The following is a 21,750-nucleotide window of genomic DNA, read 5'->3' as shown; positions in this document are numbered from 1 at the left end:
ACTGCTAAAAATCCAAACAATGGACATGATTTATAAGGACTCCCGGAAAGGGAGCCCTCCTCATGTGGAAAGCTTCAGCTGATTTTAATCGTTACTTTCTGTGGTATGATTAGTGACATCTTCAGGACTTTCGCCTGCTTTGTTGCCTACCGCACCCCCGGCAACGGCTCCTGCAATCGTTCCAAGCGGTCCTAATACAGAACCTATGGCTGCCCCGGCAACGGCTCCAACACCAGTACCAACTGCCTCACTTGTATCAAAGTCATCACGGTTACGTTCATTTTTTTCAGCCATTCATTTTCACCCCCTCGAATATATTGGGAAATGCCATAATACTAGCATAATCCCTTAACATACTTTGCCCGAGGCATATAAATTTACTCAAAGGAAATGAAAGGTCTGATTTACAGCCTGCCAACAAACCATTTTTTATTACTTCGACATCGATTGCAATTTCCCTTTCTTTTTTTTAAAAAAATTTAGCGTCAAAAAAGATTCCTCATGGCTCATAAGCATGCTTGTCCGAAATTAGGCATTATTTAATTTCGACATTCTTTTTGTTTTCTTCTCAACTAACGTGATGCCTGCAAACAGAACTGCAATGGTTATTCCGCATGCAATGACAAAACCACCGCCATGAATGAGAATCGCTGCAATCCACATGAGGCTTAAGCAGAAGTGTGCGATACGCAATGTTTTTTTCTTTTTCCGCTTTAATATAAAACCGTAAACTGCCAAGGAGAGTAAAATGAAAAATGCTGCCGCTCCAGTCAAATTATTTTTATTTTTAAAATCTGTTATGAGAAAATAACCGCCGTGAATGGCAATCAGGATCAACGCAGCCCATCCCGCATAGGTATGAATATGATATGCTTTCTTTGCTGCTATTTTAATGATAAGATACGGCGACTTTAGTTTCTTTTTAAATAAGTACCAGGAAAAACTTAATGCCCCGACTAAAACAGCACCATTTCCCAATAATTTAAAAAGCCCCCTGCCCTCTTTTCTGACTGGCCTTTTGTCTGATATCTTCCCGAAATCGGGATGATGATGCACTGGATGGTAATATAAAGATACTATGATGAATGTGATACTGATTGAGGCAGTTATTATAACAGGAAAATAAACGCGAATAATCTTCGTCATTGGATCCTCCAATAAAATTTCTTATTTTCTAACATAATAATGGAATTATCTTAATTTCCTCTTAAATTTTCCTTAATAATATGGAACATAATAAGCGGGAACATAATTTGACTCGAGGAAGGCGGTAAAGGTGGAATACATCAATCGTTGCCAGATTCATGCCAATTCAAAAAGGGGCTTTGTTTTAGCAAGCCCCTTTGCCATTTGATAACAAATGCATCTCTCATAGCGGCTGATTGTTGATCATCTAAGCCCATCATGGTGCCCTTACCCTAATTGGCGTTTGAATGCTTTTCTGGCAAAGAAATAAGCGACGACCATAATGCCGACACACCAGGCAAGCGCGATCCAGATACCGTTGCCGATAGGCTCTCCATATAAGAGAGCACGAATCATATTCACGATTGATGTCACGGGCTGGTTCTCAGCGAAAGCACGGACGATTTTAGGCATGGTTTCCGTAGGGACAAAGGCCGAACTGATAAACGGCAGAAAAATCAACGGGTACGAGTAGGCTGTCGCCCCTTCCATCGATTTTGCTGTCAATCCGGGAATGACCGCCAGCCATGTCAGCGCCAGTGTAAAGAGACCGAGGATCCCAGCTACTGCGAGCCAATGCAGGATATCAGCGCTGGAACGAAAGCCTATCAAGAGCGCAATGAGAATCACGACCACGACGGTAAGAGCATTGGAAATAAGCGAGGTTAATACGTGAGCCCACAATATCGACGAGCGCTTGATGGGCATCGTAATGAAACGCGTCATCAGCCCGCTCTTTACATCATTAAACAGCCGCATGGAAGTGTAAGCAACACCGGTGAGAACAGCCATCAGCAAAATTCCCGGCAATGTGCTTACTGTTGCGGCTCTCCTTGTGGTGATGGACAATTTTCGAAGTTAAAATTTTAATAGCTCAGTAAGGAATCATTGAGGAGCCAGATCCCTTTCCTGCACTATTTAGTCTGACTGATATTCTGTATGACTTAGTACTATACCAAAAATATAACCGAATAGCAAAGGTGACAATTCACATTTGTAACCAGCTAATCAGTTGAAAGATCCATTGCAATTATTTTTTTCCTAATCGCTTCATGATACTCTGATTCAAATCTTCACGATATTTGGCAACATAGGTTTTGGCGTTTGCCACTAGTTCGTCGGCAAAGGATGCGACATCATCCCCGGTTATTTCCAGTACTTGTCTTCCATCTGCCGCACCAGCTTCGAACAAGTCAATTAGTTCATATTGTATGTGCAGCATATCCATCCCGTTGCCCGCTGTAAAATGCCACATGTAGTTTTGAATTTTCTTAAATACAAACTGATAGTCCTCTGGCAGGGCTTCAACCCGTGCCATCATCATCTTGTATTCTTTTTTATCACCAATTAATTTTTTGAATATATCAAGCATATTTTTCCTCCTTTTTGATCAGACACTTCAACACTATCTTATGAAGCTAGTTTGACTTTAGCGCAATGATTTTTGATGATACAAAATCCCATTTTTTCCAAAAAAATTCAAGCTCCCGACGGCCAGCCTCATTTAGTGAGTAAAACTTGCGGGGCGGTCCCATATCGGATGGTTTTCTTTCTATGTTCACAAGTTTTTTCTTTTCTAATCGCACGAGGATAGTGTAGACCGTCCCTTCCACGACTTCAGTAAATCCAAGCTCATTTAGTCGGCGGGTAATTTCGTAGCCATAGGTTTCATGGCGGCTGATGATTTCCAGCACGCAGCCTTCCAGTAAGCCCTTCAGCATTTCAGTTAAATTTTCCATGTTCGGAGCCTCCACTATTTCGTCCCTCCTCTATTTAGTCTGACTTATATTCAGTATCACATAGTACCAAGGAGAATTTTACTTAACAGCCTTTTCGCTATTAAGTATTGCTTATTACATGTATATTGTAACACTGAGTAGTAAGGGGTGTCAACTGGATTTTTTACCTATTTCTAAATCCAGTTATCCTCGTTGGAAACAGCCGATTATCTGTTAGTCTCTTTGTTGTTTTATATTTTACGACAGAGACATTCAAGAGATACCGGCTTTCCCTGCAGCATCCGTACGATTCATCCCTTGTTCCAAAAGATACAAGGCATAATGAACCTTTTCCTCATCGGTTTTCCAGGATGTTTTGCTCGTTTCCTTGCAGCCTGAACTCCTTCCTTGTCCGTTTAGAAGTTACATATTTTTGTTACAGCTTCTATGCAAGTTTACTAGGTTAAAGGCATATCACGAATCTGCGTAACAAAAACAGCCGTTATTGTTACACTAAACGAAATGAATAGATATAATTATTATATCAAAAAAAATTGATTTATAATTTGCATAATGACTAGATATTTATATATACTGTAAACATCAAAAAAAATTGATGAATGGAGGATTTCGTTTGAGTACGATGTCTCAACTGTTTGAACAGTACGAAAAGAAGTTTAAAGCTTTGGCTGATCAGAAACGGTTAGAGATTATACATGAATTATGCCACAGAGGAAAAACATGTGTATGTGATTTAACTGAAATATTTGAGATGCCACAGTCTAAGCTATCTTACCACTTAAAGATTTTATTGGATGCAGGATTGATCGTAAAAGAGACAAAGGGTACTTGGAGTTACTATGATTTAAATGACAGTGAAGTAAACAATTTATTGTCAGAAGAACTTTGTTGTGTATTTAGAAAGACAGGAAGAGGAAGTTGCTGTTAATTTTTATAGTTTATTAATCAAATTTTTTTGATTTAAATTGAATCAGGGAGGAATTTGATATGAAATATGTTCATGTGGGAATTAACGTCACAAATTTAGAGAAATCCATTGAGTTTTACCAAAAAGTATTTGGTGTAGCACCAGTGAAAGTAAAATTTAATTATGCTAAGTTTTTGTTGGAAACGCCCGGTCTTAACTTTACACTGAATGTTCGAGATGAAGTGAGTGGGAATCAAGTGAGCCACTTTGGATTCCAAGTGGAAACAGCCGAAGAAATCAAAATTCATAAAGAAAGATTAGAAAAAGAGGGCTTCTTCGCACGTGAGGAAATGGATACGGTCTGCTGTTATGCTGTACAAGATAAGTTTTGGGTAACGGATCCAGATGGAAACGAGTGGGAGTTTTTTTATACAAAGGCAGACAGTGAAGTTCACAAGATACAAAATACATCTTCCTTCCCCACTTCAACTGGATCCCAACCCAACTCTTGTTGTTAATGTGTAAAAGGAGAAAAGAATGAAACGTTTATCTTTTTTAGACCGGTATTTAACACTTTGGATTTTTCTCGCAATGGCAATTGGGATCGGCTTAGGATTCGTCTTTCCGGGATTTGTAGACGGATTAAATAGGTTGCAGGTGGGAACCACATCTATTCCAATTGCAATTGGCTTAATTTTAATGATGTATCCACCTTTAGCTAAAGTTCGTTATGAAGAAATTGGACGCGTCTTTAAAGATGTGAAAGTGCTTGTTTTATCGCTGATACAAAACTGGATTATTGGACCGATTCTTATGTTTTTGTTGGCTATTATTTTTCTTCCAGATAAGCCTGAGTATATGGTTGGTCTGATCATAATTGGTTTGGCTCGTTGCATTGCGATGGTTATTGTGTGGAATGATCTTGCAAAAGGAGATACAGAATATGCAGCTGGATTAGTCGCATTCAATTCCATTTTTCAAATGCTATTCTTCTCTGTGTATGCCTATGTATTTGTAACCATTGTTCCCGAATGGCTCGGAATTCATGGAGCCGTTGTAAACATAACGATTCTCGAAGTAGCTAAATCTGTTTTTATCTATCTTGGTATTCCATTTATAGGTGGAATGCTCACACGCTTTATATTGGTTAAAGCAAAAGGTATCCAATGGTATGAGAAAGTATTTATTCCTAAGATTAGTCCTATTACCTTGATCGCGCTTTTATTTACGATTATCATCATGTTCTCGCTTAAAGGAGACGTAATCGTAAGCTTGCCACTAGATGTAGTACGTGTTGCTATTCCGTTGTTAATTTACTTTATTTTGATGTTCTTCGTTTCCTTCTTCTTAGGAAAGAAAATAGGAGCCAATTATCCAGTCACCACAACCCTTGCTTTTACGGCTGGAAGTAATAACTTTGAGTTAGCCATTGCTGTAGCTGTTGGTGTATTTGGAATTCATTCAGGTGCAGCATTTGCGGCTGTCATTGGACCATTTGTGGAAGTTCCTGTCATGATTGCGCTCGTCAACGTAGCATTATGGTTTAAACAAAGGTATTTTAAAGGGCATATAGCCTGAAAACTAATAATGAAGGTGGAATTCAATATGGAAAAAAACAAAAAAACCATTTACTTTTTATGTACAGGTAATTCTTGCCGAAGCCAAATGGCAGAAGGATGGGCAAAAAAATATTTAGGTGATGATTGGGTGGTAAAAAGTGCTGGACTTCAAGCACATGGATTGAACCCAAATGCCGTAAAAGCAATGAAAGAAGTCGGAATTGATATTTCAACTCAAACATCTGATGTAATCAACCCTGAAATTCTAAATAACGCAGATTTAGTTGTGACGTTATGCGGACATGCAGCAGAACACTGTCCTGTAACTCCTTCATATGTAAAACGTGTTCACTGGGGCTTTGATGACCCAGCAAAAGCAGAAGGAACCGAAGAAGAAAAATGGGCGTTTTTTCAACGTGTACGTGATGAAATTGGAGCAAGGATCAAGAGTTTTACTGAAACAGGAAAATAAAAAGTACTATATAAGATCCAAAAAAATATAAATAGGAGTTTAGAAACGATTCGAGGGTTGAGAGGTCACCTGGGAAAATGCCAATTTGAAAGCTAATGTTAAATACGATATTAATTACATTGCAATTAATGCTGCTAATAGAGCTAATATTAACTTTTGTAAGCTATATAAATAACTGGATTCCAAGTTTATAACAAGAACACCTGCTCAACGACTGGGTTTTACGATAAAGTTTTCACTATAAAAGAATACACAAAAAGAGCGTCAACTTGACGCTCTTATAGGTTTGTAAAAAACCTCAATATTTTATTTTTTTAATTCCAAAAGTTGGTTAACAGTAATTAAATTTATACCATTCTTCTGATAATGATTTTAATATCCCCTTAATTACTTCTAATTCCCGAGAGATTTGTGACAAGAAACCGCATTTTTGTTAAACAGATCTAATAAAGACAGCCAAAGCATCATCAAACCGTTAATGATCACGGTTCACAACGTAATTCAAAAACTGCTTTAGAAAAACAGTCTTCCTCACTTTTTGCAATGCGTCCAGGGCAGAGCAGTAATGATCCCACATCGCTTTTCTTGCATCATCAGCACCTAGAATAGAGACAAAGGTGGTACACTTATTTTCCTCATCTTTGCCCGTGGGTTTTCCGAGTATATTTACATCTCCCTCTACATCCAACAGGTCATCCTTTATTTGAAAGGCGATGCCAGCATGATGTGCAAAGATCTTCAAGGCTGTAATGTCGGAAGTCTCGGCTTGAGCAAGGATGGCCGGCATGATAAGGGAAGCCTCGAAAGCAATTCCTGTCTTATAGGAATATAGCAAGCTCAATTGTTCCAACGTCAATCGTTTCCCTTTGGACTCCAAATCCATCGCTTGCCCCTGACACATAGACTGCGTCACTTGAGCCGTATATTGAATCAAGCGCAGCACTGTTTTGGCATCGAACTGTTCAAGTGATGCCTGTTCTTCCATCGCCTTCTGCGTAAGAAATAAAGCGGTTAATTCCGCAATTGCTATATTATAAACCTGGTGCAGGGTTGGCTTCCCTCTTCTGATGGGGGAATTATCTTGAGACGGCAAATCATCAAAAATAAGAGATGCAATATGCATGTATTCCAATGATCTTAATAATGGTACGATGGCTGACGGTTGTAAACCATATGCCTCCACCCCCATCATCCAGGTTATGATCGGACGCAATCGTTTTCCGCCGCTTTCGAGACTGTAATTGGCTGCAGTAATGATTAGATCTTGCAGCAATGAACCGTTAACAGAACTGGTAATGGGGAGATTGTCATTGATTTGCTGTCTTACTGTCTCAATCTTTTTAAAAAATTCCTCCTGTTCTTGCCTTTGATTTTTTAGCACCATTAATATCTGATCCCGAAGCAGCTTATCAAAAAACTCTACATCGGCTGCCTTTTGGACCATTCTTTGAATAACATGATCAAATTCCACATTTCCAGTTGCAAACAGCAGCATGACTTCGCGGTAGTTTGGCGGCCCCATTCGCTCTTTAAAACGCTTCAGTCCGTTTATCGCGCGATCTAGTAGGATTTCAATTGTCTTGGGATCTGAGTGATAGACATGATGAATCAAATGGGCGATGACCGCCCAGTATAATTCAAACGGATTGATGAGATCATGGCGTATGCTATGGTATTTCAGAAAATAGGTATAAGGGGTAACTGCTCCGTCTTTTAGGTCATCAAACAAATCAGCCAACTGATTGTAGATACCGTAATAGAATGTGCTGCTTTCAAACCCCTCATCTCGCGAAGCACTAATGACGGAACGGGCGATTAATCTAGATGACGAGGATTTTAAGATGATCGGCAAGTATAATTCTTCGTTAGAGTAATGGGCATTGGAGAGATCCTTGGTGCGATCAGCTTCCTGATAATGGAAAAATAAATAAACTTGCTCGAAAAAGGTATTTGTTGCCTCAGGCCGCTGATAGGTCTGGATATATTCAAAGGCATCCCAAAGTTCTGAATGAATGTAGTGAATAAGATTTAGATTGGGACCCGCAAAGTCTAATTCCGGCACTATCCCGCTTATAAGAGTTTTCCGGATCAAATCAGAAAACCGTTTCTTCTAGTCAGCAGTTAGGATATCGGCATCGAGTAGATCATCGATAAAAGGATAGGTTAGGCCATAGGAATAACCTAATCTAAAAGCTTCATCCAATTTTTTTGAACGCTCTTTGGGAGATATGTGGGGATCCATCTCATCCATCACGTGCATGAGAACGCCAGCCATTATTTTTATCAATTTTCGCTGGGCATGATCTGCATCCATCCCCTCCGGAATGTTGGCAGATACCGACTTGAGTTTGTCGAACAACCAGATCATGGTGGATTCAATGTCTTCCTTTTGGGTCCAACGGTACAACCGGGCCAGTCGGAGGGCATTCGTTTTTCCAAAAGAGTCGAAATTTGTCAAGTGATGTTTTAAACGCTCGACTGTATTTCGGATTCTTCTCTGTGTTTCAGGTGATTCTAGGGATTTTCCTAAGTCCCGTAGAAAGAGATAGGAAACACTTCGATCCAGATAGGAATCAAGTTTTCCTGTATATTGCAGCCATTGGATGTAAGTGTGATAATCCTTGGAACGGGGTTTTCTTTGTTGGTGAAAAAATGTATAGAATGACGGAATATGGCTTCGTTTCCAAGATCGAAAATCTTTCATTAAGAGAGGAACATAAGACTTCTTTGAAACCGATTCACAAAGGGTTTGAAAATAATGCGCAGCCTTCTCCTCTGCCACCTGATAGCATTGATCGGCATTTTTGATTAGCTCTTCATTCATATGATTCAACCTTTACATTAAGTTCAAACGAAGCCGCAGATATAAAATATATTTATATATAATCCAAACTGAACAATAATATGACAATTCTGATAAAAAGGAGGAATGTAGACACTTTTTAAAGAATAGTTAAGCGAGGTGATGAAAATGGCAACTAGCAAAGAATTGCTGGAAATAAGGAAGCTTCAAGAGATTTGCGAACAAGAGGAAAGCATTCAACTGAAACTGAATTTTGAAATGCTCCAAAATCGTAAGGAACAAGAAGACTTTCTTCATTATGAAAACGATAGGCTTGTCGGTTTTCTAGGGTATTATGACTTTGGAAGTAAAGTGGAACTTTGCGGAATGGTGCACCCTGATTACCGAAGAAAAGGCATATTTTCAAGATTGCTGAAAATGGGACTTGATCAAGCGAAGCAGCGGAATACCAGAACTTGTTTATTAAATGCACTAAGCGGATCCCAATCGGCCAAAGCGTTTTTAAAGACCATCCCATGTGAATTTGCCGTTGCTGAATACCAGATGAAATGGCAGGAAACCGAGCTTTCGGATGATCCGTCCGTTACAATAAGACCAGCTTATTCCAAAGAAGATATGGAAGCACATATACAACTCGACCTCTTATGCTTTGGTTTTTTGGAAAAGGAAGCCCGCGAGTATACCGAAAGAAACTGGCATCAACAAATGGAACAAAATCTAATCATTGAATCAGCAGGCCAAACAGCTGGGAAAATGCGCGTTTCCGAAAAGGATGGCGGAGCGTGGATTTATGGATTTGCCGTTTTTCCTGCACTTCAAGGGAAAGGGATTGGACGAAAAGCTTTATCAAAAGTAGTAAAAAAGGAACATCAAAAAGGATTCTCCATTTTTCTTGAAGTAGAAGCCAAGAACACTCATGCATTAAAACTCTACGAATCGTGTGGTTTCCGAATCTATCATTCGCAAGATTACTATCGATATCTTAATTCATGATGAGAAACTTCAAAAAGAAAACAGCCATCAAACTGATAGCTGTTTTTTAAATATATGGTTATACTTCGAACAAAGGACTCACGGCTTTTTCATTATGAATCCGATCAATTGCCTCTGCAAGTAATGGTGCGACAGATAGAGAAGTTGTTTTATGGGTCAATTTTTCTTGCGGTATCTCAATGGTGTTCGTGATGACTAATTCCTGAATAACGGAAGATTTGATCCGGCCGACAGCAGGTCCTGATAGAACAGCATGGGTGCAACAAGCATATACCGCCTTTGCGCCTGCATCCATTAACGCTTTCGCTCCAGAAGTAATTGTCCCGGCTGTATCAATTAAATCATCAATAATAATGGCGTTTTTTCCTTGAATATTGCCGACAATGTTCATAATAACCGATTCATCATGCTCTGGGCGTCTTCTATCGATTAATGCAATCGGAGCATTTAACAGGCCTGCCATTTTTCTTGCCCTTGCTACTCCACCGTTATGCGGCGCCACAATCACGATATCTTCTAATGCTTTTTTCTCAAAGTATTCGGAAAGAATTGGAATCCCGGTTAAATGATCCACTGGAATGTCAAAAAATCCTTGGGCTTGAGGAGCATGAAAGTCTAATGTAACCACCCTGGTTGCTCCAGCCTTTTGTAAAAGATTAGCGATTAACTTGGCTGTAATGGGCTCCCGCGATCTAGCCTTCCTGTCTTGGCGTGCATAGCTGTAATACGGTATAACAACATTGATCAGTTTTGCTGAAGCTCTCTTCAAGGCATCAATCATAATTAAGAGTTCCATAATATGTTCATTCGTTGGCTCTGAAGTAGACTGTACTAAAAAAACTTCACTACCGCGCACACTTTCTTCAATTGTAATTTGAATTTCACCATCACTAAAACGGTTGATCGAGCTTTTACCAAGCTCAACACCTAAAAGTTTGGCCATTTCTCCTGCCAGTACACGATTTGAATTTAATGCAAACATTTTAAAATTCTTTTGAAGTTGATAAGACACCATTTTTCCCCCATGCTGTATGAATTATTTATCATTCTTATCCATTATCTTATTGTACATGAATTCATGTACATATACCAATAAGTTTGATGGGTTTAAGATTTTCCATATTTATAATGGTATCTTTCTACATCTTTAACCGGAGGCAGGATCTATCTGCTTTGCAATTTTTTTATTAGCTGCGTTCTTTACAACCGAACCCAAGAGAAAAGCGAGATTCGGGTTTCAATTGGGAGGAATATAGCTTTCTTCCCTCTTATCGACCGAATCTCGCTATTTATAAATCATTAGGGCGTTATAAACGCTTTTTATCGACTGAATCTTTCTTTTCCGAAAACCTTCGGGCGTTATAGACACCCCTTATCAACCGAGTCCCTCATTTCTTAAAATACCGGGCGTTATATCCGTTTTTCCGTTATTTAGGTACCACAATATGTCCGATATGGAATGCCTGACGGTGCTGGCAGTGTGCAGTATTCAGCCTGTTCTTGTGAATAGGCATAAGGATTCGATAAAACATGAAGAAGGCGATTCATTACACTGTAGTCCTCTTTTTTCACTGCGGCTTCCAGTGCTTCTTCTACACGATGGTTCCGAGGGATGACCGCAGGATTGTTGTTTCGCATTAATTGATGCGTAGAGTCAGCCGATTCTTCCTGCCTTTTCAGTCGTTCCTTCCACTGATTATACCATTGGGTAAATTCCGAAGTTCCATTCAAGACGGTATCCTCCGGCTTGTCAAATGTTAAGGCACGGAACGTGTTGGTATAGTCAGCATGATACTTTTGCATAATGCTGAGAAGACTCTCAATAAGAGCTTCATCTTGTTCCTCTTCATTAAAAATTCCCAGTTTTGCCCGCATTCCCGATAGCCAGTTGCTACGATACTGGTCCGAATAATCTGAAATTGCTTCCTGTGCTATTTGAACAGCTTGTTCTTCATCCTTATGCAACAGCGGTAATAAGCTTTCTGCAAAGCGGGCCAGGTTCCACCCGCCAATATATGGCTGATTACCATAGGCGTAGCGGCCTTTCCTATCAATAGAACTAAACACCGTTGCCGGGTCATAGGTATCCATGAAAGCACACGGTCCATAATCAATGGTTTCTCCACTAATTGTCATATTATCCGTATTCATCACCCCGTGTATAAAGCCAACCAGCTGCCATTTGGCAATTAGTGCAGCTTGCCGCTTGATCACTTCTTTAAGGAAAGATAAATAACGGTTCTCGTCAGCTGCTATATCCGGATAATGCCTGTTTATCGTATAATCTGCCAGTATTCGAAGTTCCTCAATCGTACACCAATTGGCCACATATTGAAACGTGCCTACCCGTATATGACTGGAAGACACCCGTGTTAGAATTGCACCGGGCAATTCCGTTTCGCGGATGATGGTTTCACCGGTTGTAATGACAGCCAGGCTGCGGGTAGTTGGAATACCGAGTGCATGCATGGCCTCACTGATGATATATTCACGCAGCATTGGTCCAAGTGCTGCTCTGCCATCCCCTCCGCGTGAGTACGGCGTTCTGCCAGAACCTTTTAACTGAATATCAAATCGTTCTCCTTTAGTAGTAAGCTGCTCCCCAAGTAACAGCGCCCGGCCATCTCCCAGCATGGTAAAATGCCCAAATTGATGTCCGGCATAAGCCTGAGCAATTGGGGAAGCTCCTTCAGGAATTCGGTTGCCAGCAAAAACAGACGTACCCTCGTCACTTTTCAAAGAATGAACATTTAATTCCAAAGCCGTTGCTAATGGCTCATTGAAAATAATTAGCTTCGGCGAGCGTACAGGCGTTGGCTTAAGATGAGTAAAAAAAGATTCCGGCAGACAGGCATAACTATTATCAAAGTTCCAACTCGTTTCCATATTTTGATTTGTCATAATATCTTCCTTCTTCTCTTAAGAGGTATTCGTTCATGTTTTATTTTGGTAAGGACGAACATTTCTTATTTCATATATTCTTTTAGATCATAAAAAAACCTCCATACTAATTTTACTTTTTGAATCTTCTGTAATTTCAAGTCATAAAAAAACGTTTGGACCTATCCAAACGTTTCAATATTTCAGGAGCAAAAATTCAAACACCATCCGAACACATAGCAGGATCAAGTGGAAATCCTGCTATGTAAAGACGTAGTTTATGTATGGCGGAGAAGGAGGGATTTGAACCCTCGCGCCGGTTACCCGACCTACACCCTTAGCAGGGGCGCCTCTTCAGCCACTTGAGTACTTCTCCAAAATTAAAAATGGCTCCGCAGGTAGATTCGAACGTACGACAGATCCGGTTAACAGCCGATAGCTTACATTTGAGCTACTGCGGAAATAATAACGATGGGCCTAAATGGACTTGAACCATCGACCTCACGCTTATCAGGCGTGCGCTCTAACCAGCTGAGCTATAGGCCCATGTTGGAGAGGGGTGATGGGAATCGAACCCACAACATGTCATGCCTCTTCCTCTTCTAGCTTATTCGAGGATGTTACATGCGTCGAGGCAACTCGCAGCGGATTCATGTTGCTTTGCTCGTGGCTGTGGTTTTACCACTAAACTACACCCGCATATAGTTATTTGTTTTTCTAAATGAACTAACATGCTTTATAGTACTTTATGGGGCGACTGGTGGGAATCGAACCCACGAATGCCAGAGCCACAATCTGGTGCGTTCACCACTTCGCCACAGCCGCCATATTCAAAAGTTGGTATACATATCCTAATAATTGAACGACTCAAAAGTGACTTTTGTATTATAACACCAATAACTTTTATATGCAAGTCTATTTTTTAAAGGCTATTAATATCCGTTTTCCTAAACATTGCAGAATCAATCAATCGTTTGAACTCTAAATAACCAAAACTGTCAACATAATTTTACCAAAGAAATATGTTATAATGAAAAGCATGGAAAACCCATGAATGGAGGGAAATAAATGTATCCAACTATTCTAAGGCATCCTGGACCAACCCCAATTCCCCAAAAAGTGCAGCTGGCTATGGCCCAGGATATGATAAGTCATCGGACGGAAGAGTTTGTTCAATTATTTAAAGAAACAACGAATCGAGTTAAACCTATATTTGGGACCAAACAAGATATTTTGCTTTTGACTTCGGGCGGAACAGCTGCATTAGAAGCAGCAGTAGTAAATACAGTTTCTCCCGGTGAAGAGGTTGTCGTGATCACAGTTGGGGCCTTTGGGAATTATTTCGTTTCTATTTGTGAAAAAAACGGGTTTATTGTACATAAGCTGGAAAAGAATTGGGGCGAGGCTTGTTCGGAAGAAGACTTAATCGAATTCTTGAAACCTTTAACCAATATAAAAGCCGTTTTTGTCACTTATAATGAAACCTCTACTGGCATTTTAAACCCCGTCGATCAATTGGCAAAAGTAGTGCATAACCTGACAGATGCCCTCTTTATCGTTGATGGTGTGAGCTGTATCGGAGGAGCTCCGGCTGAAATGGATCAATGGGGTATCGATATTTTAGTAACGGGATCACAAAAAGCGATGATGCTTCCGCCCGGGCTTGCCTTTTTGGGCGTCAGCGACAGAGCGTGGAAAGTAATAGAGGCAAATCATACACCTGCTTATTATTTAAATTTGTTAAGCTATCGTGATTGGGCTGACAAAGGGATGACACCAAACACACCAGCCATTTCACTCATTATGGGACTTTCAGCTGTATGTGATTTAATTGATGAGGAAGGCGGGTTTTCCAAAACAGTCGAAAGACATGAAGTAATGAAGAATATGGTTCGTGAGGCGATGAAGGCCCTTTCGATCGGGTTGCTGACAAGCGATGAGTATGCATCACCAACGATTACAGCCATTCGTACCCCGGAAGGACTTGATCTTGCAAAATTTTTAGGCCACTTAAAGGAGAACTATTATCTTGATTTTGCCGGTGGACTCGGTCATTTGGAAGGAAAGATTTTCAGATTTGGGCATATGGGCTACTGCTTCCCGTCCGATATCCTGGAAGCCGTATCTCTCATCGAAGCAGGTTTGCAGGATTTCTCCTATCCTTTTGAACCCGGAGTAGGCGTAACAGCCGCTCAAAAGGTTTTCTTATCGGCTTCTAAAAAGCTTAGCTAAAAGCCTGAGTGTAATTGATTAAGATAGCATGTCAAAACATTAGGTATTGTCCTTCGGAATCCGGATGAAGGACATTTTTTTATAGCACAATCGAATTTTGCCCTTCATTACCCGGATATGCGAAATAAATTCCGTTATCCTTTAAGACTATTTTTAAAATGATCATATTCTGTTTTAACATAATGAAACACAGCTGGGCTCCCGCCATGGTCGGGATGTGTAGTTTTTAGTAACTTTTTAAATGCTGCTAAAATGTCTTTTTGCCCCGCAGTTTTTGAAAGTCCTAATTTTTGCTGATAATCGAGCGTGGCTGAAATGGGAGCTCTTTGTGTGATTTCAGCATCTCTTTTGCCACCTTTAGAAAGTTCCTCCTGCAATTTTAACAATTGTTTGCGTAGTCCAATATTATCGCTAAGCAGCCTTTTCGTTTCCTTTTGTAACGCCCCGTTCTCTGTTTCTAGTTTGCGGATTTCTTTCTGTAATTTTTCTTTTTGCTGATTTAAAGCGGTGACTGTCGATTTATGAAGTTCTTCTAACTCCTTTAGCTGCTCATCTTGCATTTTGATTCTTCCTTTTAAATCACGAATCAATTTATCCTGATCTGAAGATTTATTTAAAAACAGCTTTGTGTTTTTTTCATCTTCTATATATTCCGTAATTTGATTTCTGCTTCCTATCTTTTGGATTTTCCCTTCATACAGCCAGCGTTGTATCGCTTTAATGCCTTTGGCAGCATCAACCCCTGCATCCTTTAGAAGATCAATGGCTTGATCAGTGTCCTCCAGTATGTATCCTGTTTTGACAAACCTAACTTTTCCGCTGTATATAATCTTTCGTTCCTTTAGCCACCGCCTCACTGTTTGAATGCAAATCTCTTCAGGAACTTCTGCGGCCTTTAACAAATCAAAAGCTTGATCGGTATCCATTCTAATCCTCCCATTTCATTCACCTTATGGTTAAAAAGAATCCCATCGCCCCGAGTTTTATATTATAGAAGATAATAAATAAAGTGAATGGCTAAAAATAACTATTTGAAGTTACCAATTTTCGACAATCCACCCCTACAATTCTTTTGCTTTTCAATAGAACGGACCTTATTATATTCTTAGAGAAAATATGTAAAAAAGGAGATCGTAACATGATTCATGTATTATTTGTCTGCCTCGGGAATATTTGTCGTTCTCCAATGGCAGAAGCTTTATTCCGCGACTTATTGAAAAAAGAAGGTTTAACAGGCAAATTGGCTGTCGATTCTGCGGCTACCAGTTCATGGCATATTGGGGATCCCCCGCATCAAGGAACCCTTGCAATTTTAAAAAAATACAATATTTCATCAGAGGGTCTTGTCGGACGAAAATTAACAAAAGAAGACTTTGAAAAATTCGACTACATCATCGGTATGGACGAGACTAACACAAAGGATATTGCCAAGATCACCGGCAGGCCGAGTCATCCAAAAATTATTCGTTTGCTTGACTTAACAGAACTTAAAAAAGACGTTCCTGATCCTTATTACACCGGGGATTTCGAGGAAACCTACCGGCTTGTATCAGAAGGCTGCCGTGCATTACTTGAAAAAATACGCAAAGAACATCATTTAGTATAAAACTGGCTAAAATCCCTCTTTCAAAGAGGGATTCTTTCGTCTCATTAGTTATTTCCGACTGTTGGCTGATCAACTAAGCTCGGATCCACAACATTCGTACCACTTAAACCATTGGCTGTAATAACTGCTCCCGCGACAGAAAAACCTCCGGAGCCTCCATACGTTTTCGAAACATATTTTGGTGAGAGAACAGCTGTTCCTCCGAAATTGACGACTCCTGATCCCCCAACGGTAGCTATTTGTAATGGACCGTTAATAATGGCTGGCATTCGAATCACCCTTTATTTCAAATTTTTTATAATTTATGGTTAGATGCCCTTGCATGTTCTTTTTGAGAAGAAGTTCTTAAAAAAATCTTCCAGCTTCATATATTGGCTTACACTGAAATTTGTACATGCACATATTTTATAAAGATAAGGAGGTGTTATTTTGAAGTATAATGGCAACGGAATTTGTATTCAAACCATTTCAGGAGGGATTGTAAATTTTGGAGGCGCCTTAAAGATTGCACCGATTTCGATCACGAAAACGACAACTAGCTCCCTCCCGTCTACTTCAGGCTCATCATCAATTCCTTTATCAATATCTAGTAGTATCAGCGGGCCGCTCGGAGGGTAGTTCTTTTAGCAATCAACGGGGCCAACATCAGCCGGCCCCGTTGGTATTCTCAATTACATTTAGTTATCAAGGACTAAAGGTTGATCCACAACATTTGTATCGATTGTATTCGTTGTACTTGGACCGGTAATGCTAAATCCGATCACATGGGTATGACCGCCGCCGGCACCCGCGGCAGTCTTTGAAATATTTTTTGGTGAAAGATAAAGTGTTCCGCCAAAATTAACATTTGCATCTGCTCCGATGGTCTCGATAATAATCGGACCTCCAACAAATCCTCCCATTTTTAACATCCTTTCGTTAACCCATCATTTTGGTTATTTAATAAAGTTAGAACTTCCATCAGTTATCAAGAGCCATTGGTTGATCAAGAACATCTGTATCCAATGTATTCGTTGCACTTGGGCCCGTAAGATTAAAACTTACAACAGATGTATGGCCGGCACCGGAACCTAAGAAATTCTTTGAAACATTCTTTGGTGTAATAAAAAGAGAACCGCCGAAATTAACATTTGCATTCCCGGCAACCGTTCTTAAAATAAGTGGACCTCCAACAAATGCTCCCGGACCCCCGATAAATGCTCCCATATTCAACATCCTTTCGATTTATACCTTAATACTATTCCAGGACTTTTTCTTTGGTTACTGAAAATCTCCTAGGAGATAAGCTTGATCCTATTAAATCAGAATAAAAAAATATGAGTGGGGAGCTGCCCCACTCATAAATAGTAAATGAATTAAATCATCCTAATTGTAATCATACCGGCAATTTGAGAGAATTTGATCTTTAAGATTGAAAGCATGTCCTCATCTACCTGATTGTCAAGATCAATTAACGTATAAGCATATTCATTACGGCTTCTATTCACCATGTCCGCGATGTTCAAATTATAGCCGGAAAGAATGGACGTGATCTGGCCAACCATATTCGGAACATTTCGATGGAATGCGGACACACGATGCCTTCCTGTATAGGGAAGAGAAACATTTGGGAAATTAACCGAGTTTTTGATATTTCCTGTTTCAAGAAAATCTTTTACCTGACGTGCTGCCATCATTGCACAATTTTCCTCTGATTCTTTCGTTGAAGCTCCAAGATGTGGAAATGGGATGACATTCTTCATTTTTAACACTTGTTCATTCGGGAAGTCTGTAATATACATGCCCACTTTTCCGCTTTCTAGAGCCTCTGCCATGTCCGCTTCATTTACTAATTCACCGCGTGAGAAGTTTAAAATGTGAACCCCCTGCTTCATCATACGAAAGGCCGCTTCGTTAAACATGCCTCTTGTTTCTTCCGTCAGCGGCACATGTACCGTAATATAATCTGATTCAGCAAACAACTGTTCAATTGTCATCGCACGCTGAACGTTACGGGACAATTTCCACGCCGTGTCGACTGAGATAAACGGATCAAATCCAATCACATCCATCTCAAGCGCTAGAGCATCATTTGCAACAAGCGCGCCAATGGCCCCGAGCCCGATCACCCCAAGAGTCTTTCCCTTGATCTCCTGACCGACAAACTGTTTCTTACCTGCCTCAACAAGCTTAGGAATTTGTTCACCTTCCCCTTCTAATGACTTTGTCCATGCAGTTCCGGCAAACAAATTACGAGATGAAGCAATTAATGAAGTTAACACAAGCTCTTTTACCGCGTTGGCATTGGCACCAGGTGTATTAAAGACGACAATACCGCGTTCCGTACATTTGTCAACTGGAATATTATTCACACCAGCTCCCGCCCGGGCGATCGCCTTTAGCTGATCGCCAAATTCCATTGAATGCATGTTTGCACTGCGAACCAAAATGGCGTCAGGGTTACTTGTATCATTGTCAATTGTATACTGGTCCTGTTTGAAAATATCTAACCCGCAAGCTGCAATTTGATTTAATGTTTTAATCGTTTTTACTTTCTCTAAAGTGATGGTGCTCATTTTCGTCTTCTCCTTTTTTTGAAAATGCAATTCTTAGCCGGTTTTTAGATTTAACTACTATTTTGTTAAACTATCTCCCCCTTGAAATTATAAAGAGGTAAGGGATATACTCCCTTACCTCTGCCCAGGCGAACGGCATTTTCAACCTATGTGCTCCCTCACGGTGATCCGTGTTTCGCCAGTCACACACAGCTTTTTCGTTTCTTATATCTTATCAAATTTTCTCAAAATTTCAACTGAAATTTTCAACTTTCATTCTTTTTTATTCTTTCACCCGAGGCTTAGCAGGGTCACAGTTTGGCGGTGCTAGATTGGCCGATTCAGCTAATTTCATTAAATAATAACATTCTTCCCGATACATATGGTCTGCCATTAAAGGTGCAAATGTTCCTAATGCTTGGTTACTTAGCCTGAGCTCTTCTATTTCATGGAGGAAATTTTGGAATAATTTTATTTCTAGCTGACTGTCTTCATTCATTTTTGTCAGAGCAGGAAAACTAGTTAAATTGGTTCTTAAGTAACCTGCAAGTTCTACTGCTTTTAAGTAAAAAGCTTCGAAATTCTTGGTAAACGCATCACTTTTCTCTTTTATTTTCTTTTCGGCACCATCCAAATTGGCAGAAATCGCTCCAGAATGACCTGCTGCATCCAATAACCATAACAAATGATGGTGCAGTTCATGGTAAATAGGCGGGACTTCTCCGTTTTTTAAATGTGATAAGATCCGTGAATATTTTCCAATTCATTGACCATATGATTAAGAAACGAGGGTGAAAGATGAATTTTGATTTTCCCAATAAGGTGTTTTCTGATCAATTCAAATTTAAATTCCCGTAATTTTTTCGCCTCTTGTTCAGCTCGAACGGTTAATGGTTGTAAATCTGTGAAATTTGCTTGCTCGAGAAGGGTATCGAAGATTTGGATAAAATTTGCAGCCGCTTCAATCTCTGCTTTTTGAACCGGTGCTAACGCTTCGTGTATAAACCTAGAATGATCGCCTAATATCTGAAGCCAAAACCGGTGTTCAAATCTTGCTGTCTGGTCAAATACACCATTCATGTTCTTTCCTCCTACGCGCGCATTTTTGTTTATTCTCCTTTTTATGAAAAAGAATGAAAATTTATTCGGAAAGAAAAAAATCCACCTAATCGAAGGTGGATGACAAAAAATTATCTCCCGCAGCATTTTTTATATTTCTTCCCGCTGCCACAAGGACATGGGTCATTTCTGCCGATTTTCTTCTTTATGGAAAATTGTTCAATCTCTTTTCGATCTGGCAATTTCAAAAATGCCTTCTGTTCACGTGCAAATAACTCTTGGGATGAATAGCCTTTGAGGAACCATTGCCTTGTATGATTCATTAAGTTTGTCACTTTAACCATGCAAGCTTGCACTGAATCAAAACTTGGAAATTCGAGCCTTGTTCCTAGAAAATCAAGAATGTTTTTAAGGGGCTCTCCAATGTTTATGGCATACACACATTCTTCTGCCATACGATCTGCCTCTTGCTTCGTGATTTCATAGTGTTGCATTAAATAGCGGACCAATTCCAAAAAGCTATTGTTCCGTTCGATATAATCAGGCTCTCCGGCTTTAAGCAGTTGTTCTTTTGAGAATGGGAAAAAATCCACATCATCTCTCATTAGATGTTCCCGTTTTACCTGTTCTGGATCAAATACCCTTATATGGGAAAAACCGATATCATCCATATGAATCTGTTCGTAATAGGTCCTTGCCTGGTCAATTACTGTTAAAAATTCGGACATATCAATAGGTTTATTTACGTATTTCTTTAATAAATCGGTTATTTCTGTAATGGTCAGAGTTCCATAATAATACAGTAATCCTTGTGTAAGCTTGATCCATTCAGTATTCCTGCGGCAAATGGCTGTTAATTGCTTGTCATTCTCTTGAAAATAAGGATTTTTAAGTATTTCTTCCGGCATTGCTAAAATCCTTTTTCCTTCATACGTTCCAGTAAAGATCATGCAGCATTCACGGAAATAGTCTAATTTAGGTTCGGCTAATTTAGGGTCTTCAATAAACCCTCCGTTACGGATGATTTTTTGGATGAAGCTGTACCGCTCTAGATCCATATTCATGACTATTTTCTCAAGTAAAAGCGGAATCTTTGAACTTAATAGGTCGATTAATTCTCCTTTTTTTAAATGACTGGCACCTTTTATCTCCAAACGCTTGCGAATGGGATTTAATTCATCTTTTGAAAGCCTATTAAGTGCATTCTTCATTGTAAGGGGAATTGAAAGATCGCTCCACATTTTCAATTCTTTTTTCTGCTGAATTCGCCGTGTCGTTTCCTTCACTGCTTCTAAAGCTTCAAGTACCTTTTCATACGAATCGGTATCTATGCTGCTATGATTCAAGATGATCACCTCTGTATATTGCTATAAGCCAAGGCTTATTATAGCAGAAAAAGAACTGCATCCCCTTATTTTCTGAATTAACGGAATTAGGCTTTCTCAAATACGATAATTTTTGCAATTCTTAACCGTTAAACCTGCTTATGATGCAAGCATTTCCAGCTCGGAAATTGCGCATTTTAAATTCTACTATCATTTACTATAGCTCTTTACACATGATATTACTCACCTGTTACTACTTCGGACACTGTTCATGTTTTTGTGTCTATGGATGTCCAAAGCTAAGAGAACTTTGGACACCATTTATATATCCGTGGCGCAAACTGTCCGAACCTGTTCCCACTTCGGACACTGTTCATGTTTTTGTGTCAAAGGTTGTCCAAGCCTAAGGAATTTTCGGACACCATTTATGTGTCCTTGACCGTAGCTGTCTAATGC

20 protein-coding genes, 4 tRNA genes, 4 pseudogenes and 1 riboswitch are annotated in these 21,750 nt (G+C 39.7%); of the genes and pseudogenes, 8 read left to right on the top strand and 20 right to left on the bottom strand.

Features of this window, described 5'->3' with window-relative positions; genetic code table 11:
- Positions 1–84: 84 nt before the first annotated feature.
- The 6 genes and pseudogenes from BFU02S_RS07215 to BFU02S_RS17260 all read right to left on the bottom strand — a co-directional run.
- Complete coding sequence (locus tag BFU02S_RS07215; protein WP_066368523.1) at positions 85–294, bottom strand: YMGG-like glycine zipper-containing protein; 210 nt, start codon at positions 292–294, stop codon at positions 85–87.
- Between the two features lie 234 nt (positions 295–528).
- Positions 529–1,146 carry a hypothetical protein gene (locus tag BFU02S_RS07210; protein WP_066368521.1) on the bottom strand — a complete coding sequence of 206 codons (618 nt, stop codon included), beginning with the start codon at positions 1,144–1,146 and terminating at the stop codon, positions 529–531.
- A gap of 267 nt (positions 1,147–1,413) precedes the next feature.
- Positions 1,414–1,995 (bottom strand): annotated as a pseudogene (locus BFU02S_RS07205) (ABC transporter permease); the annotation flags it as partial.
- A gap of 220 nt (positions 1,996–2,215) precedes the next feature.
- Positions 2,216–2,557, bottom strand: a complete 342-nt coding sequence (locus BFU02S_RS07200) for a DUF1048 domain-containing protein (protein WP_066368518.1) — start codon at positions 2,555–2,557, stop codon at positions 2,216–2,218.
- Between the two features lie 46 nt (positions 2,558–2,603).
- A complete protein-coding gene (locus BFU02S_RS07195) occupies positions 2,604–2,924 on the bottom strand; it encodes a PadR family transcriptional regulator (protein WP_066368561.1) in 321 nt (106 codons plus the stop codon).
- A gap of 252 nt (positions 2,925–3,176) precedes the next feature.
- Positions 3,177–3,313, bottom strand: a pseudogene (locus BFU02S_RS17260) (recombinase family protein); the annotation flags it as partial.
- 233 nt (positions 3,314–3,546) lie between these two features.
- Here BFU02S_RS17260 and arsR point away from each other — a divergent pair.
- Genes arsR through arsC form a run of 4 tightly spaced genes read left to right on the top strand, consistent with a single transcriptional unit; the run spans position 3,547 to position 5,862 of the window.
- On the top strand, positions 3,547–3,852 hold the full coding sequence (gene arsR / locus BFU02S_RS07190) for an arsenical resistance operon transcriptional regulator ArsR (protein WP_066368559.1): 306 nt from the start codon (positions 3,547–3,549) through the stop codon (positions 3,850–3,852).
- Between the two features lie 59 nt (positions 3,853–3,911).
- A complete protein-coding gene (locus tag BFU02S_RS07185; RefSeq protein ID WP_066368514.1) occupies positions 3,912–4,349 on the top strand; it encodes an ArsI/CadI family heavy metal resistance metalloenzyme in 438 nt (145 codons plus the stop codon).
- A gap of 19 nt (positions 4,350–4,368) precedes the next feature.
- Positions 4,369–5,409: an ACR3 family arsenite efflux transporter gene (arsB, locus tag BFU02S_RS07180; RefSeq protein ID WP_066368511.1), complete on the top strand. Its 1,041-nt coding sequence runs from the start codon at positions 4,369–4,371 to the stop codon at positions 5,407–5,409.
- 27 nt (positions 5,410–5,436) lie between these two features.
- Positions 5,437–5,862, top strand: a complete 426-nt coding sequence (arsC, locus tag BFU02S_RS07175; protein ID WP_066368508.1) for an arsenate reductase (thioredoxin) — start codon at positions 5,437–5,439, stop codon at positions 5,860–5,862.
- Positions 5,863–6,337: 475 nt separating this feature from the next.
- Here the strand turns inward: arsC and BFU02S_RS07170 are convergent.
- A pseudogene (locus tag BFU02S_RS07170) lies at positions 6,338–8,686 on the bottom strand (polyprenyl synthetase family protein).
- A 147-nt stretch (positions 8,687–8,833) separates the two neighbouring features.
- Between BFU02S_RS07170 and BFU02S_RS07165 the strand changes: the two are divergent.
- The gene (locus tag BFU02S_RS07165; RefSeq protein WP_066368557.1) at positions 8,834–9,658 is read left to right on the top strand and encodes a GNAT family N-acetyltransferase; all 825 of its coding nucleotides are present in this window, start codon (positions 8,834–8,836) and stop codon (positions 9,656–9,658) included.
- Between the two features lie 58 nt (positions 9,659–9,716).
- On the opposite strand, the gene BFU02S_RS07160 is transcribed toward BFU02S_RS07165, so the two are convergent.
- The 6 genes from BFU02S_RS07160 to BFU02S_RS07135 all read right to left on the bottom strand — a co-directional run bounded on the left by BFU02S_RS07160 (position 9,717) and on the right by BFU02S_RS07135 (position 13,363).
- A complete protein-coding gene (locus BFU02S_RS07160) occupies positions 9,717–10,673 on the bottom strand; it encodes a ribose-phosphate diphosphokinase (protein ID WP_066368505.1) in 957 nt (318 codons plus the stop codon).
- Positions 10,674–11,089: 416 nt separating this feature from the next.
- Complete coding sequence (locus BFU02S_RS07155; protein ID WP_066368503.1) at positions 11,090–12,559, bottom strand: protein adenylyltransferase SelO; 1,470 nt, start codon at positions 12,557–12,559, stop codon at positions 11,090–11,092.
- Positions 12,560–12,823: 264 nt separating this feature from the next.
- A tRNA-Ser gene (locus BFU02S_RS07150) sits at positions 12,824–12,914 on the bottom strand.
- An 11-nt stretch (positions 12,915–12,925) separates the two neighbouring features.
- Positions 12,926–12,999: transfer RNA gene (locus tag BFU02S_RS07145), tRNA-Asn, on the bottom strand.
- An 11-nt stretch (positions 13,000–13,010) separates the two neighbouring features.
- A tRNA-Ile gene (locus BFU02S_RS07140) sits at positions 13,011–13,084 on the bottom strand.
- A 203-nt stretch (positions 13,085–13,287) separates the two neighbouring features.
- Positions 13,288–13,363: transfer RNA gene (locus tag BFU02S_RS07135), tRNA-His, on the bottom strand.
- A 243-nt stretch (positions 13,364–13,606) separates the two neighbouring features.
- Between BFU02S_RS07135 and BFU02S_RS07130 the strand changes: the two genes are divergently transcribed.
- Positions 13,607–14,770: a pyridoxal-phosphate-dependent aminotransferase family protein gene (locus BFU02S_RS07130; protein ID WP_066368494.1), complete on the top strand. Its 1,164-nt coding sequence runs from the start codon at positions 13,607–13,609 to the stop codon at positions 14,768–14,770.
- Between the two features lie 134 nt (positions 14,771–14,904).
- On the opposite strand, the gene BFU02S_RS07125 is transcribed toward BFU02S_RS07130, so the two are convergent.
- Positions 14,905–15,696, bottom strand: coding sequence for a hypothetical protein (locus BFU02S_RS07125; protein WP_066368492.1), 792 nt, complete (start codon positions 15,694–15,696; stop codon positions 14,905–14,907).
- A 212-nt stretch (positions 15,697–15,908) separates the two neighbouring features.
- Here BFU02S_RS07125 and BFU02S_RS07120 point away from each other — a divergent pair, with 212 nt between their 5' ends.
- Complete coding sequence (locus tag BFU02S_RS07120) at positions 15,909–16,376, top strand: low molecular weight protein-tyrosine-phosphatase (RefSeq protein WP_066368489.1); 468 nt, start codon at positions 15,909–15,911, stop codon at positions 16,374–16,376.
- Between the two features lie 44 nt (positions 16,377–16,420).
- On the opposite strand, the gene BFU02S_RS07115 is transcribed toward BFU02S_RS07120, so the two are convergent.
- Positions 16,421–16,645 (bottom strand): spore germination protein, encoded by a 225-nt coding sequence (locus tag BFU02S_RS07115; RefSeq protein WP_066368487.1) that lies wholly within the window; start codon positions 16,643–16,645, stop codon positions 16,421–16,423.
- A 160-nt stretch (positions 16,646–16,805) separates the two neighbouring features.
- On the opposite strand from BFU02S_RS07115, the gene BFU02S_RS07110 reads away from it, so the two are divergent.
- A complete protein-coding gene (locus tag BFU02S_RS07110) occupies positions 16,806–16,994 on the top strand; it encodes a hypothetical protein (RefSeq protein WP_066368485.1) in 189 nt (62 codons plus the stop codon).
- A 59-nt stretch (positions 16,995–17,053) separates the two neighbouring features.
- Here the strand turns inward: BFU02S_RS07110 and BFU02S_RS07105 are convergent, their stop codons facing one another.
- The 5 genes and pseudogenes from BFU02S_RS07105 to BFU02S_RS07085 all read right to left on the bottom strand — a co-directional run bounded on the left by BFU02S_RS07105 (position 17,054) and on the right by BFU02S_RS07085 (position 21,315).
- The gene (locus tag BFU02S_RS07105) at positions 17,054–17,278 is read right to left on the bottom strand and encodes a spore germination protein (RefSeq protein ID WP_066368483.1); all 225 of its coding nucleotides are present in this window, start codon (positions 17,276–17,278) and stop codon (positions 17,054–17,056) included.
- Positions 17,279–17,336: 58 nt separating this feature from the next.
- The gene (locus tag BFU02S_RS07100) at positions 17,337–17,582 is read right to left on the bottom strand and encodes a spore germination protein (RefSeq protein WP_084361020.1); all 246 of its coding nucleotides are present in this window, start codon (positions 17,580–17,582) and stop codon (positions 17,337–17,339) included.
- A 149-nt stretch (positions 17,583–17,731) separates the two neighbouring features.
- Complete coding sequence (locus BFU02S_RS07095; protein ID WP_066368481.1) at positions 17,732–18,931, bottom strand: phosphoglycerate dehydrogenase; 1,200 nt, start codon at positions 18,929–18,931, stop codon at positions 17,732–17,734.
- 115 nt (positions 18,932–19,046) lie between these two features.
- Positions 19,047–19,127: riboswitch (ZMP/ZTP riboswitch) on the bottom strand.
- Positions 19,128–19,193: 66 nt separating this feature from the next.
- A pseudogene (locus tag BFU02S_RS07090) lies at positions 19,194–19,990 on the bottom strand (DUF2935 domain-containing protein).
- Between the two features lie 110 nt (positions 19,991–20,100).
- Positions 20,101–21,315 carry an SEC-C metal-binding domain-containing protein gene (locus BFU02S_RS07085; RefSeq protein ID WP_066368480.1) on the bottom strand — a complete coding sequence of 405 codons (1,215 nt, stop codon included), beginning with the start codon at positions 21,313–21,315 and terminating at the stop codon, positions 20,101–20,103.
- Positions 21,316–21,750 lie beyond the last annotated feature (435 nt).

The sequence above is a fragment of the Neobacillus fumarioli NBRC 102428 genome, assembly GCF_001591485.1.
Classification (GTDB): Bacteria; Bacillota; Bacilli; order Bacillales; family Cytobacillaceae; genus Neobacillus; species Neobacillus fumarioli.
The sequence above is the reverse complement of the archived record's forward strand: the minus strand, read 5'-3'. Positions and strand labels throughout refer to the sequence as shown.

Excerpts from the sequence above, each read along its gene's own strand:
- BFU02S_RS07125 (WP_066368492.1), bottom strand. The coding sequence starts at position 15,696 with ATGGATACCGATCAAGCTTTTGATTTGTTAAAGGCCGCAGAAGTTCCT.
- BFU02S_RS07130 (WP_066368494.1), top strand. The coding sequence starts at position 13,607 with ATGTATCCAACTATTCTAAGGCATCCTGGACCAACCCCAATTCCCCAA.
- arsR (WP_066368559.1), top strand. The coding sequence starts at position 3,547 with ATGTCTCAACTGTTTGAACAGTACGAAAAGAAGTTTAAAGCTTTGGCT.
- BFU02S_RS07115 (WP_066368487.1), bottom strand. The coding sequence starts at position 16,645 with ATGCCAGCCATTATTAACGGTCCATTACAAATAGCTACCGTTGGGGGA.
- BFU02S_RS07185 (WP_066368514.1), top strand. The coding sequence starts at position 3,912 with ATGAAATATGTTCATGTGGGAATTAACGTCACAAATTTAGAGAAATCC.
- BFU02S_RS07200 (WP_066368518.1), bottom strand. The coding sequence starts at position 2,557 with ATGCTTGATATATTCAAAAAATTAATTGGTGATAAAAAAGAATACAAG.
- BFU02S_RS07100 (WP_084361020.1), bottom strand. The coding sequence starts at position 17,582 with ATGGGAGCATTTATCGGGGGTCCGGGAGCATTTGTTGGAGGTCCACTT.
- BFU02S_RS07210 (WP_066368521.1), bottom strand. The coding sequence starts at position 1,146 with ATGACGAAGATTATTCGCGTTTATTTTCCTGTTATAATAACTGCCTCA.
- BFU02S_RS07160 (WP_066368505.1), bottom strand. The coding sequence starts at position 10,673 with ATGGTGTCTTATCAACTTCAAAAGAATTTTAAAATGTTTGCATTAAAT.
- BFU02S_RS07095 (WP_066368481.1), bottom strand. The coding sequence starts at position 18,931 with ATGAGCACCATCACTTTAGAGAAAGTAAAAACGATTAAAACATTAAAT.
- arsB (WP_066368511.1), top strand. The coding sequence starts at position 4,369 with ATGAAACGTTTATCTTTTTTAGACCGGTATTTAACACTTTGGATTTTT.
- BFU02S_RS07120 (WP_066368489.1), top strand. The coding sequence starts at position 15,909 with ATGATTCATGTATTATTTGTCTGCCTCGGGAATATTTGTCGTTCTCCA.
- BFU02S_RS07195 (WP_066368561.1), bottom strand. The coding sequence starts at position 2,924 with ATGGAAAATTTAACTGAAATGCTGAAGGGCTTACTGGAAGGCTGCGTG.
- arsC (WP_066368508.1), top strand. The coding sequence starts at position 5,437 with ATGGAAAAAAACAAAAAAACCATTTACTTTTTATGTACAGGTAATTCT.
- BFU02S_RS07105 (WP_066368483.1), bottom strand. The coding sequence starts at position 17,278 with ATGGGAGGATTTGTTGGAGGTCCGATTATTATCGAGACCATCGGAGCA.
- BFU02S_RS07165 (WP_066368557.1), top strand. The coding sequence starts at position 8,834 with ATGGCAACTAGCAAAGAATTGCTGGAAATAAGGAAGCTTCAAGAGATT.
- BFU02S_RS07215 (WP_066368523.1), bottom strand. The coding sequence starts at position 294 with ATGGCTGAAAAAAATGAACGTAACCGTGATGACTTTGATACAAGTGAG.
- BFU02S_RS07155 (WP_066368503.1), bottom strand. The coding sequence starts at position 12,559 with ATGACAAATCAAAATATGGAAACGAGTTGGAACTTTGATAATAGTTAT.